The sequence below is a fragment of the Streptococcus mitis genome (assembly GCF_002860865.1).
Lineage (GTDB): Bacteria > Bacillota > Bacilli > Lactobacillales > Streptococcaceae > Streptococcus > Streptococcus mitis_AT.
Genome location: NZ_PKIE01000001.1, coordinates 362,960 through 375,466 on the forward strand (window position 1 = coordinate 362,960; position 12,507 = coordinate 375,466).

Annotated in this window: 9 protein-coding genes; 8 read left to right on the top strand and 1 reads right to left on the bottom strand. The window is 39.9% G+C overall.

Annotation, left to right across the window (positions count from 1 at the left end; genetic code table 11):
* Window positions 1–37 precede the first annotated feature (37 nt).
* The 8 genes from parE to CYK18_RS01915 all read left to right on the top strand — a co-directional run bounded on the left by parE (window position 38) and on the right by CYK18_RS01915 (window position 11,616).
* Window positions 38–1,981 carry a DNA topoisomerase IV subunit B gene (gene parE, locus CYK18_RS01880; RefSeq protein WP_101784726.1) on the top strand — a complete coding sequence of 648 codons (1,944 nt, stop codon included), beginning with the start codon at window positions 38–40 and terminating at the stop codon, window positions 1,979–1,981.
* A 27-nt stretch (window positions 1,982–2,008) separates the two neighbouring features.
* On the top strand, window positions 2,009–2,836 hold the full coding sequence (locus tag CYK18_RS01885) for an aminoglycoside 6-adenylyltransferase (RefSeq protein WP_101785297.1): 828 nt from the start codon (window positions 2,009–2,011) through the stop codon (window positions 2,834–2,836).
* Window positions 2,837–2,865: 29 nt separating this feature from the next.
* Window positions 2,866–3,426 carry a nucleotidyltransferase family protein gene (locus CYK18_RS01890; protein WP_050222938.1) on the top strand — a complete coding sequence of 187 codons (561 nt, stop codon included), beginning with the start codon at window positions 2,866–2,868 and terminating at the stop codon, window positions 3,424–3,426.
* 479 nt (window positions 3,427–3,905) lie between these two features.
* Complete coding sequence (gene parC / locus CYK18_RS01895; protein ID WP_101784728.1) at window positions 3,906–6,386, top strand: DNA topoisomerase IV subunit A; 2,481 nt, start codon at window positions 3,906–3,908, stop codon at window positions 6,384–6,386.
* Window positions 6,387–6,714: 328 nt separating this feature from the next.
* Window positions 6,715–8,766, top strand: coding sequence for a thiol-activated cytolysin family protein (locus CYK18_RS01900; RefSeq protein ID WP_101784730.1), 2,052 nt, complete (start codon window positions 6,715–6,717; stop codon window positions 8,764–8,766).
* A 287-nt stretch (window positions 8,767–9,053) separates the two neighbouring features.
* Window positions 9,054–9,779, top strand: coding sequence for a CppA N-terminal domain-containing protein (locus CYK18_RS01905; protein ID WP_101784732.1), 726 nt, complete (start codon window positions 9,054–9,056; stop codon window positions 9,777–9,779).
* Window positions 9,776–10,711 carry a serine hydrolase domain-containing protein gene (locus tag CYK18_RS01910; RefSeq protein ID WP_101784734.1) on the top strand — a complete coding sequence of 312 codons (936 nt, stop codon included), beginning with the start codon at window positions 9,776–9,778 and terminating at the stop codon, window positions 10,709–10,711. Before CYK18_RS01905 ends, CYK18_RS01910 begins: the two co-directional genes overlap by 4 nt.
* A gap of 8 nt (window positions 10,712–10,719) precedes the next feature.
* Window positions 10,720–11,616 (top strand): DMT family transporter, encoded by an 897-nt coding sequence (locus tag CYK18_RS01915; protein ID WP_101784736.1) that lies wholly within the window; start codon window positions 10,720–10,722, stop codon window positions 11,614–11,616.
* A 148-nt stretch (window positions 11,617–11,764) separates the two neighbouring features.
* On the opposite strand, the gene CYK18_RS01920 is transcribed toward CYK18_RS01915, so the two are convergent.
* Complete coding sequence (locus CYK18_RS01920) at window positions 11,765–12,463, bottom strand: GntR family transcriptional regulator (RefSeq protein WP_101784738.1); 699 nt, start codon at window positions 12,461–12,463, stop codon at window positions 11,765–11,767.
* Window positions 12,464–12,507: the final 44 nt, after the last annotated feature.

Below are 12,507 nucleotides of genomic sequence, written 5' to 3' on the forward strand. Positions count from 1 at the left end.
TGTAGAATAGTAAAGATGAACGAATAGGAGGTTCCTTGTGTCAAAAAAGGAAATCGATATTAACAATTATAATGATGATGCCATACAGGTGCTAGAAGGGTTGGATGCCGTCCGTAAACGTCCAGGGATGTATATCGGATCGACTGATGGGGCAGGTCTCCACCACCTAGTATGGGAAATTGTGGATAATGCCGTCGATGAGGCCTTGTCTGGATTTGGTGACCGTATTGATGTGACCATCAATAAAGACGGGAGTTTGACTGTGCAGGACCACGGACGTGGGATGCCAACTGGTATGCACGCGATGGGAATCCCAACGGTTGAAGTAATCTTTACCATTCTCCACGCTGGAGGGAAATTCGGTCAAGGAGGCTACAAGACATCAGGTGGTCTCCATGGGGTGGGTTCTTCCGTTGTTAACGCTCTTTCAAGTTGGCTGGAAGTTGAAATTACCCGTGATGGGGCAATCTATAAGCAACGTTTTGAAAATGGTGGAAAACCTGCCACGACTTTGAAGAAAATCGGTACAGCACCCAAGTCTAAGACAGGTACAAAGGTTACGTTTATGCCTGATGCGACGATCTTCTCTACGACAGACTTCAAGTACAATACTATTTCAGAACGTCTTAATGAATCAGCCTTTCTCTTGAAAAATGTGACCTTATCTCTGACAGATAAGCGAACAGATGAAGCGATTGAGTTCCACTATGAAAATGGGGTACAAGACTTTGTTTCTTATCTGAACGAAGACAAGGAGACCTTAACGCCAGTTCTTTACTTTGAAGGGGAAGACAATGGTTTCCAAGTGGAAGTAGCTCTCCAGTACAATGATGGATTTTCAGATAACATCTTGTCCTTTGTTAATAATGTTCGCACCAAGGACGGTGGAACGCATGAGACAGGACTCAAGTCTGCCATTACCAAGGTCATGAATGACTATGCGCGTAAGACGGGGCTTCTCAAGGAAAAAGATAAAAACCTTGAAGGGTCAGACTATCGTGAGGGGCTAGCGGCTGTCCTCTCTATTCTAGTCCCTGAAGAACATTTGCAGTTTGAAGGCCAGACCAAGGATAAGCTAGGAAGCCCTCTTGCCCGTCCAGTTGTGGATGGAATTGTGGCTGATAAGTTGACTTTCTTCCTCATGGAAAATGGGGAATTAGCTTCTAACCTCATCCGCAAGGCTATCAAGGCGCGTGATGCTCGTGAAGCGGCACGTAAGGCGCGTGATGAGAGCCGAAATGGTAAGAAAAATAAGAAAGACAAGGGCTTGTTATCTGGGAAATTAACCCCAGCCCAGTCTAAAAACCCAGCTAAGAACGAACTCTATCTTGTCGAGGGGGATTCTGCCGGTGGATCGGCTAAACAAGGTCGTGACCGTAAGTTCCAGGCTATCCTGCCACTTCGTGGTAAGGTTATCAATACAGCCAAGGCCAAGATGGCGGATATCCTTAAAAATGAAGAAATCAATACCATGATTTATACTATCGGTGCGGGTGTGGGAGCAGATTTCTCCATTGAAGATGCCAACTATGATAAGATCATTATCATGACCGATGCGGATACAGATGGTGCCCATATTCAGACCTTGCTCTTGACATTTTTCTATCGTTACATGCGTCCGCTAGTTGAGGCAGGCCATGTCTATATCGCCCTTCCGCCTCTTTACAAGATGTCTAAAGGCAAAGGCAAGAAAGAAGAAGTGGCCTATGCTTGGACAGACGGTGAACTAGAAGAACTCCGCAAGCAGTTCGGCAAAGGCGCAACACTCCAACGATATAAAGGTCTTGGTGAGATGAACGCGGACCAACTCTGGGAAACAACCATGAATCCAGAAACCCGCACCCTCATACGTGTGACCATCGAAGACCTAGCACGCGCTGAACGCCGCGTCAATGTCCTCATGGGAGACAAGGTTGAACCACGCCGTAAGTGGATTGAGGATAATGTCAAGTTTACGCTGGAAGAAGCGACAGTGTTTTAAGTCACTTTTTAATGAATGGGTATCAACATGAGAGCTGAAACAGAAATGCTAGATCTGATTTTACAGACTGCCAAAACTTTACAAGTCAAAGCTGTCGCCATGTCTGGTTCACGGACAAACCAAAATGCTCCAAAAGATGAATTTCAAGACTACGATGTGGTCTATGTCGTGGATGATTTTGATAATCTGATGAGTGACCTTTCTTGGTTGGACTATTTCGGAAAGCGAATTATAGAGCAAGAGGTTGTTCTTGACCATCGTCGTCTTTATCTCATGCTCTTTGAAGATGGCAACCGTATCGATTTGACTCTTTGCCCAAAAGAGCACATCAAAGAGTGGGTGGATAGTGAAGCGGAATTCATATTTTTAGAAGATAAGAAGGGCTTATTTGAGTACTATTCTCCCAGTCCTCAGCGTTTCTGGACAAATCCAGCTAGTGCGATAGATTTTGAAAATGCCTGCAATGAATTTTGGTGGGTGTCAGCCTACGTGGTTAAAGGGATTTGTCGCAATCAAATCATTTATGCTATTGATCATCTCTACGGCATTTGTCAACAAGAATTCTTGAAAATTTTGGCTTGGCAGGTTGCAAGTGCTAGGGGGAAAGTCGATATCGGCAAGAACTACAAGTACCTCTTTCAGTATTTGCCTGCTGAGAAAGAGAAAGAATTCTCAAATCTGCTTGATTTTTCAAGTATAGAGAAACTCAGCCAGTCTTTATTGGCTACGATGCAACTTTTCCATAGAGAAGCTCAAAGACTTGCTCAAAAGCTGGGCTTTGACTACGATAAAGAAGTGGCTGAGAAGATGATTGAGTATGCTGAGGAAAGAGTGAAGAAGTTTGGGAATAACTAGAAAAATGAAAAAGCGAGAGGAGAAGACTCATGATTGAAAAAGTGGAACGCCTCATTACAGAGATTAATCGTATTCATCGAGAATATTCTAAAGATTATTTTGAAACGGGTAAGGTGGAAAAAATCAATCTCAAGCATACCTTTTCAAAAGTTCCGACTAAAGCGATTTTGGCCTACCGTCTGAATTTACATGAGTCAATTAATGACTATCTGATGAAAGCGGATGTCCAAGATATTGCCTATGTTTATCGTGTTAAAACTTCTGAGTCTATTTTAGATAAAATTACACGTTTTTCAGAGCGTCAAGAGGGCTATCCTGTGAATTCCATTCTTAATGATATTTTTGGTGCTCGTATGATTTTAAGTTCCAAAGAGATAGCTCAAGTCATGGAGAAACTAGATGATTGGCAAGAGCTGTACGGACTAAAAAACTGGTATTTACGTGATAAAGATGGCTATGTCGGTATTCATATCTATTTTAAAAATAAAAGTAATTTTTATTATCCATGGGAACTCCAACTTTGGGATAAGAAAGATGTAGATAGTAATATCGCCAGCCATATCAAGTATAAACGAGGATTTGTGGAGTAGACATTTCAAGTGGAAATGACGATACAGGAATTGGATAAAATTCACTTACTCTATATTTTTTTTCATAGTATTTACTCTACATTTTTTTAAAGGAGTTGAACACGCCCTGAATGCTATGTGAAATTTCTTATTAACTGAAGCAACGCATTTTAAACACATTAAACTACAGAAAGGGTCGTTTGGTTATTTGTAGTAACTGAATACGGGACTAATTTTATTCGGAAAAAAGTCAAATCAAATCGTCTTGACTTCATCGAGCCCTACATCAATTTTCTATTTTTCTACAGACATTTTTGGCAAGCCAAATCGTCCCTTTATATATTAACTGAACACCTTTTCTGTAAAAAACTACTCTATATTCTTTGAAAGGAGTTGAACACGCCCTAAATGATGCGTGAAAAAGATAAATTCTCTGGTGAGCTTGCTTACTTCAAGAATTTTCTATTTTCACTTGATATTTTACGGGCTCTGTATCCTATATGAGTAACATTCAAAACATGTCCCTGGAGGACATCATGGGAGAGCGCTTTGGTCGTTACTCCAAGTACATCATTCAAGACCGGGCTTTGCCAGACATTCGTGATGGCTTGAAGCCGGTTCAGCGTCGCATTCTTTATTCTATGAATAAGGATGGCAATACCTTTGACAAGAGCTACCGTAAGTCGGCTAAGTCTGTCGGTAATATCATGGGGAATTTCCACCCACACGGTGACAGTTCTATCTATGATGCCATGGTTCGTATGTCACAGGACTGGAAAAATCGTGAGATTCTAGTTGAAATGCACGGTAATAACGGTTCTATGGATGGAGATCCGCCTGCAGCTATGCGTTATACCGAGGCGCGTTTGTCAGAGATTGCAGGCTACCTTCTTCAGGATATCGAGAAAAAGACAGTTCCTTTTGCTTGGAACTTTGACGATACCGAGAAAGAGCCGACAGTCTTGCCAGCAGCCTTTCCAAATCTCTTGGTAAATGGATCGACTGGTATTTCAGCTGGTTATGCCACAGATATTCCTCCCCATAATTTGGCTGAGGTTATTGATGCGGCGGTTTACATGATTGACCACCCAACTGCCAAGGTGGACAAACTCATGGAATTCTTGCCTGGACCAGACTTCTCGACTGGAGGGATTATCCAGGGTCGTGATGAAATCAAGAAGGCCTATGAAACTGGGAAAGGGCGCGTGGTTGTTCGTTCCAAGACTGAGATTGAAAAGCTAAAAGGTGGTAAGGAACAAATCGTTATCACTGAGATTCCTTATGAAATCAACAAGGCCAATCTGGTCAAGAAAATCGATGATGTTCGTGTCAATAACAAGGTGGCAGGTATTGCTGAGGTTCGTGATGAGTCTGACCGTGATGGTCTTCGCATTGCTATCGAACTCAAGAAAGATGCTAACACCGAGCTCGTTCTTAACTATCTCTTCAAATACACTGACCTGCAAATTAACTACAATTTTAACATGGTGGCGATTGACAATTTCACACCTCGTCAGGTTGGGATTGTCCCAATCTTATCTAGCTACATCGCCCACCGTCGTGAAGTGATTTTGGCCCGTTCCCGCTTTGACAAGGAAAAGGCTGAGAAGCGTCTTCATATCGTCGAAGGTTTGATTCGCGTGATTTCGATTTTGGACGAAGTTATTGCCCTTATCCGCGCTTCTGAGAATAAAGCTGACGCCAAGGAAAATCTCAAGATTAGCTATGATTTTACAGAAGAGCAGGCTGAGGCCATCGTTACCTTGCAGCTTTACCGTTTGACCAATACAGACGTGGTTGTCTTGCAGGAGGAAGAAGCAGAACTTCGTGAGAAGATTGCCATGCTTGCGGCGATTATCGGTGATGAACGAACTATGTACAATCTTATGAAGAAAGAGCTTCGTGAGGTCAAGAAGAAATTTGCGACACCACGTTTGAGTTCTTTAGAAGACACTGCGAAAGCAATTGAGATTGATACAGCCAGTCTTATCGTCGAGGAAGATACCTACGTCAGCGTGACCAAGGCAGGTTACATCAAGCGTACCAGTCCACGTTCCTTTGCGGCTTCAACGCTGGAAGAAATTGGCAAACGTGATGACGATCGTTTGATTTTTGTTCAAGCTGCCAAGACAACCCAGCACCTCTTGATGTTCACAAGTCTTGGAAATGTCATTTATCGACCAATCCATGAATTAGCCGATATTCGTTGGAAGGACATCGGAGAGCATCTGAGCCAAACCATCATAAACTTTGAAACGAATGAAGAAATCCTTTATGTGGAAGTCGTGGAGCAGTTCGATGATGGGACAACTTATTTTGCAGCAACACGACTTGGACAAATCAAACGCGTAGAACGTAAAGAATTCTCTCCATGGAGAACCTATCGTTCTAAATCTGTCAAGTACGCTAAGTTGAAAGACGATATTGACCAGATTGTAGCAGTAGCTCCGATTAAACTGGATGATGTTCTCTTGATTAGTCGAAACGGATATGCCCTTCGTTTCAATATCGAAGAGGTTCCAGTTGTTGGTGCCAAGGCTGCAGGTGTCAAGGCTATGAACTTGAAAGAAGATGATGTCCTCCAATCTGCCTTTATCTGTAACACCTCATCTTTCTACCTCTTGACTCAGCGTGGAAGTTTGAAACGTGTTTCCATCGAGGAAATTCCAGCAACCAGCCGTGCCAAACGAGGATTACAAGTTTTACGTGAGTTAAAAAACAAACCACATAGAGTTTTCTTGGCAGGTGCAGTTGTAGAGCAAGGATTCGTTGGTGACCTCTTCAGTACAGAAGTGGATGGGAATGACCAAACTCTGCTTGTCCAATCTAACAAAGGAACAATCTATGAAAGCCGATTACAAGACTTGAATTTGTCAGAACGAACTAGCAACGGTAGCTTCATCTCTGACACGATTTCTGATGAAGAAGTTTTTGATGCCTATCTTCAGGAAGCTTATACAGAATTTGAATCTAAGAAATGATAAAAAATAATGAAAAGCTTTTCATTGAGGAATTTGTTAAACTATAGATTTAAGAGTTGAATTTGATTATATATACAAAAACGAATAGTGCTGATTCCCAACTAATAGGGACTTAGCCTGCTCGTTTTCTTGTTTTTAGTGGTATAGACCACCTGATGTTTAAATGTGAAATTGTTAACATATGTTCAGTTATTCAATCTAGGTTAATAAAAAAATAATATTTTTTTAAGAAAACGATTGCATCTATAATATTTTTATGTTATACTCTTATTGTTTCAAGAAAGCGCGTTCAAGAAATAATTCGTACAAACATATATAGGAGTTTTTTATGTCTCAAAATAAACAAGATAAAGGATTTCGTTATTCTATTCGTAAACGTAGCGTTGGAGTATGTGGTGTTGCCATTGCAACATTTTTGCTAGGTTCTGGCCTTGTATTTCAAACAAATGTAGTAAAAGCAACAGAACCAAGCGTTGCTGAAGTTGCTGGTGAAAATATTGCTGCTCATAAGTCTGCAAGTCAGAGTTCGACTTATTATGATGCAGATGCTTCTAGAGCGGTTGACGGTAATCTAGATAATGTTTACAGACATCACTCAGTTACTCATACAAATTTTGAAGATCATGCTTGGTGGAAAGTTGATCTAGCAAAAGAAGAAGGTGTGGGAACTGTTCGTATTTACAATCGTGGAGACAGTAATGTAGGAGATCGTTTATCTAATTTTGATGTTATTTTGTTAGATAAAGATGGTAAGGAAGTAACTCGTCAACATGTTGATACCCTAAATAATCAACCAAAAGTTGATGTTCAATTCTCAGGAGTTAATGCACGATATGTAAAAATTGAATTAAATAAATCTAAAACTCCTCTTAGTTTGGCAGAAGTTGAAGTATATCGTGCTGTAAAAGAAGAAAAAGTAGTAGCAGATAAGAAAACAGAAAACAAAGTTAAAACAGAAAATAAAGATAAAAAAGATTATACTGCAGAACTAAATAACTATTTATTTGGTTTAAATTACGATAAAACAAATATTTTAACTAGACGAGGCGAGGCAATAGAAAATTACACGAATACAAGCACAAAACAACAAGGAAATGAATTTGTGGTTGTAGAAAAAGTGAAGAAAAACCTTTCTAATGGTTCTGCAGATGTTGCCATTAATGGTAACGGAGATATCTTCTTAGGTGCTTTATTTAAAGCAAATCAAGATCTCCTAGAAAATAAACCACAACAAATTAGCTTAGATCGTAGCAAAGGTAGAATTAGTGTTGATTTACCAGGAATGGTAGGCGGAGATAGCTATGTAGATGCTACTCCAACTGCAAGTGGTATGCAGGAAGGTGTGAATACCTTGTTAAATCGTTGGCATGAAAAATATGCTGCGAAAAATCCTGCTCCAGCACGTATGCAGTACGAATCAACTTCTGCTTACAGCATGAATCAATTGAAAGCAAAATTCGGAAGTGATTTTGAAAAAGTCGGTGTTAATTTGAAAATTGACTTTGAGGCTGTAAACAAGGGTGAAAAACAAGTTGAAGTTGTTGATTTTAAACAAATTTACTATACTGCTAACTTTGATGCTTCAAAAAATCCATCCGATGTATTTGCACCAGGAGTAACGGTTGATCAATTGAAAACACGTGGAATTGATGAAAAAACACCTCCGGTATACGTGTCAAGCGTTTCATACGGACGTCAAATGTATGTCAAATTTGAAACAACAAGCAAGAGTACAGAGTTGAAAGCAGCGATTAATGCTGTCATCAAAGGGGTGCCTATTAAACCAGAATCTGAATGGGCGCGTGTCTTGAAGGATACAACTGTAACAGTTTCAATCGTAGGTGGAAATGCTGATGGCGCTGCACGTGTTGTGACAGGTACAGTAGAAGATTTGAAGAAATTGATTCAAGAAGGAGCTACTTTCAGTACACAAAACCCTGCTGTTCCAATTTCTTATAAAACTGCATTTTTGAAAGATAATCAAGTAGCTACAATTCAAAGTAATACAGACTACATTGAAACAAAAGTGACTTCATACAAAAATGGTTACCTCAATTTACAACATAAGGGAGCTTATATTGCTCGTTACTATGTTTACTGGGATGAAGTGACTTACGATAAGGATGGTATTGAAAGTATTCGTTCACGTCAGTGGGAGCATAACGGTCAGAGCAGAACTGCTGGCTTCCAAACTGAACTTCAATTTAGAGGAAATGTGCGCAATATTCGCGTGAAGATTCAAGAAAAAACAGGTCTTGTTTGGGAACCATGGCGTACAGTTTATAACCGCACAGACCTTCCTCTTGTTCAAAAACGTACCATTGTTAACTCAGGTACAACACTAAGACCAAAATACGATGAAAAAGTTGAAAATAACTAATTTTTCACTTGTAAAAGGAATCAGTTCGAAGAGCTGGTTCTTTTTATTTCTAAATACTCCTCCGTAATCAAAAATCAACAAAGATAGTCAATTATTTCTTATCAATCCATTGATTAGTATTCCAGTTTATCCTATCTACTTTTTGACTTTTTTATTTTTCCTAAAAATGGAGTTTTGGGCCAGCCTTTTGAAAAAAATTTTTAATGGGGTGAAAATTGGTAAATTTGAGCATAATATCTTGTAAAAAATTCTAAAATCCTATAAAATAAAAAGTAACGGAGGAATTTATGAATGTAAATCAGATTGTACGGATTATTCCTACTTTAAAAGTTAATAATAGAAAATTAAATGAAACATTTTATATAGAAACCCTTGGCATGAAGGCCTTGTTAGAAGAATCAGCCTTTCTGTCACTAGGTGATCAAACAGGTCTAGAAAAGCTGATTTTAGAAGAAGCTCCAAGTATGCGCACTCGTAAGGTAGAGGGAAGTAAGAAACTAGCTAGATTGATTATCAAGGTGGAAAATCCCTTGGAAATCGAAGAACTCTTATCTAAAACAGATTCAATTCATCAATTATATAAAGGTCAAAACGGCTATGCTTTTGAAATTTACTCTCCAGAAGATGATTTGGTTTTGATTCATGCGGAAGATGATAGAGAAAGTCTAGTAGAAGTAGAAGAAAATCCTGAATTTCAAACAGATCTGGAGTCAATTTCTTTAAGTAAATTTGAAATTTCTATGGAATTACACCTCCCAACGGATGTAGATAGTTTCTTGGAACTATCTGAAATTGGGGCGTCACTTGATTTTATCCCAGCACAGGGGCAGGATTTGACTGTGGACAATACGGTTACTTGGGACTTATCTATGCTCAAGTTCTTGGTCAATGAATTAGACATAGCAAGTCTTCGTAAGAAGTTTGAGTCTACAGAATATTTTATTCCTAAGTCTGAAAAATTCTTCCTTGGTAAAGATAGAAATAATGTTGAATTGTGGTTTGAAGAAGTATGAAGTGGACCAAGATTATTAAAAAAATAGAAGAACAAATCGAGGCAGGGATTTATCCCGGAGCCTCTTTTGCGTATTTTAAGGACCATAAATGGACGGAGTTCTATATTGGCCAGAGTGACCCAGAGCATGGCTTGCAGACTGAGGCAGGACTAGTTTATGACCTAGCTAGTGTCAGCAAGGTTGTTGGGGTTGGTACTGTTTTTACTTTTTTGTGGGAAAAAGGTCAATTGGATATTGACAGACCGGTAACAGATTTTTTAGCTGAGAGTGATTATCCAGACATCACTATTCGCCAGCTCTTGACTCACGCAACAGATCTTGATCCGTTTATTCCCAATCGTGATCTTTTAACAGCACCTGAATTAAAGGAAGCGATGTTTCATCTTAACAGACGAAGTCAGCCAGCCTTTCTTTATTCGGATGTCCATTTTTTACTTTTGGGCTTTATTTTGGAAAGAATCTTTGATAAGGATTTGGATGAGATTTTACAGGAACAAGTTTGGAATCCTTGGAGAATGACGGAAACCCAATTTGGTCCTATTGAGCTTGCTGTTCCAACAGTTAGAGGTGTAGAGGCTGGCATGGTACATGATCCCAAGGCTCGACTCCTGGGCAGACATGCAGGTAGTGCTGGTTTATTTTCGACTGTAAAGGATTTACAAATCTTTTTAGAACACTATTTAGCAGATGATTTTGCAAGAAATTTGAGTCAAAATTTTTCTCCTTTGGATGACAAGGAACGTTCTTTGGCATGGAATTTGGAAGGAGATTGGCTAGACCATACGGGCTATACAGGTACCTTTATCATGTGGAATCGTCAGAAGCAAGAAGTGGCTATTTTCCTATCGAATCGTACCTATGAAAAGGATGAGCGTGCTCAATGGATTTTAGACCGCAACCAAGTGATGGACTTGATTCGTAAAGAAGAGTAAGGAGAGACATGTCAAATAGTTTAAAAGGAACTCTATTAACAGTTGTGGCTGGTATTGCTTGGGGCTTGTCCGGAACGAGTGGCCAATACCTGATGGCACACGGAATTTCGGCTCTGGTTTTGACCAACTTGCGTCTTTTAATCGCTGGTGGAATTCTCATGCTCTTGGCTTATGCCACTGCAAAGGATAAAATGCTGGCCTTTTTAAAGGATAGAAAGAGTTTACTGTCTCTTCTTATTTTTGCTCTGATTGGACTTTTTCTCAACCAATTCGCTTATCTTACTGCTATTCAGGAAACCAATGCAGGTACCGCGACTGTACTTCAGTATGTTTGTCCTGTCGGGATTTTGATTTATAGCTGTATCAAAGATAAGGTGGCACCGACACTGGGAGAGATTATTTCCATCATATTAGCCATTGGAGGGACCTTCCTGATTGCAACTCATGGGCAGTTGGACCAGTTATCCATGACACCTGCAGGCCTGTTCTGGGGGCTCTTTTCTGCTCTGACTTATGCTCTGTATATTATTTTGCCCATATCCTTGATTAAGAAGTGGGGGAGCAGTTTGGTCATTGGTGTGGGAATGGTCATAGCTGGTTTGGTCGCCCTTCCTTTTACAGGGGTTCTACAGGCCACTATCCCGACTAGTCTTGATTTTCTCCTTGCTTTTGCAGGCATTATCCTTATCGGGACTGTCTTTGCCTATACAGCCTTTCTAAAAGGAGCCAGTCTGATTGGGCCGGTCAAGTCAAGTTTGTTGGCTTCAATTGAGCCAATTTCGGCTGTTTTCTTTGCTTTCCTAATTATGAATGAACAATTTTATCCCATTGATTTTCTTGGTATGGCAATGATATTGTTTGCTGTAACTTTGATTTCGTTGAAAGATTTACTCTTAGAAAAATAAAAAGACTCTTTGTCCGTGACAGAGAGTTTTTTGCATAGTATTTTATACTCAATGAAAATCAAAGAGCAAACTAGGAAACTAGCCGCAGGCTGTACTTGAGTACGGCAAGGCGACGTTGACGCGGTTTGAATTTGATTTTCGAAGAGTATTAATTGTTTTCAAGATAAAATTCAAAGCGTTCGCCTACATACTGACTTTTTACGTATTCAAAAGCAGTACCATCTTCTAGGTAGGAAACCTGAGTTAAACCAAGAATAGCATGTCCTTTTTCAACTTCCAAATAGAGGGCAATCTTTTCTTTAGCAAGACGAGCATAGATGGTCTGCTGTGATTTGCCAATACGGTAGCCGTGTTTTTGTAGAGTCTGGAAGAAATGACTAGTGATTTCTTCTTTTTTAAAATCCTTAATGAATTTTTCAGGAATAGAAGCAACTTCATAAACCAGAGGAACTTGATCCGCATAGCGAACCCGCTCCATTCGGATAATATTGTCCGTTGGAGAAATTCCTAGCTTGGCAACTTCCTGTTCATTAGGAATAGTTTTTCTGTAGGAAATGAGCTGGCTAGAGGGAACTTTACCTTGGGATTTAACAATTTCAGTAAAACTGGTTGTCCCTCTCATCTTTTCTTGTACACGTGTACTGGATACAAAGGTGCCACTTCCTACACGTCGCTCTAAAACTCCTTCTTCGACCAAGAGGGAAATAGCTTGTCGGAGGGTCATGCGACTGACCGCAAACTGCTCTGCTAAGTCTCGTTCACTGGGAAGCCTCTCCCCAATAGCCCAACGATGTTCGTCAATATCCTTTTTAATCTGATCATGGATTTTCATATAAGCAGGTAGCATATTTTTCACTTCATTTCTATCTTTTCTCTATTGTACCTCAATAA

Bases quoted from the DNA above. Each gene is read 5' to 3' on its own strand.
- parC (WP_101784728.1), top strand. From the start codon at position 3,906: ATGAGTAACATTCAAAACATGTCCCTGGAGGACATCATGGGAGAGCGC.
- CYK18_RS01885 (WP_101785297.1), top strand. From the start codon at position 2,009: ATGAGAGCTGAAACAGAAATGCTAGATCTGATTTTACAGACTGCCAAA.
- CYK18_RS01890 (WP_050222938.1), top strand. From the start codon at position 2,866: ATGATTGAAAAAGTGGAACGCCTCATTACAGAGATTAATCGTATTCAT.
- CYK18_RS01920 (WP_101784738.1), bottom strand. From the start codon at position 12,463: ATGCTACCTGCTTATATGAAAATCCATGATCAGATTAAAAAGGATATT.
- CYK18_RS01900 (WP_101784730.1), top strand. From the start codon at position 6,715: ATGTCTCAAAATAAACAAGATAAAGGATTTCGTTATTCTATTCGTAAA.
- CYK18_RS01910 (WP_101784734.1), top strand. From the start codon at position 9,776: ATGAAGTGGACCAAGATTATTAAAAAAATAGAAGAACAAATCGAGGCA.
- CYK18_RS01915 (WP_101784736.1), top strand. From the start codon at position 10,720: ATGTCAAATAGTTTAAAAGGAACTCTATTAACAGTTGTGGCTGGTATT.
- CYK18_RS01905 (WP_101784732.1), top strand. From the start codon at position 9,054: ATGAATGTAAATCAGATTGTACGGATTATTCCTACTTTAAAAGTTAAT.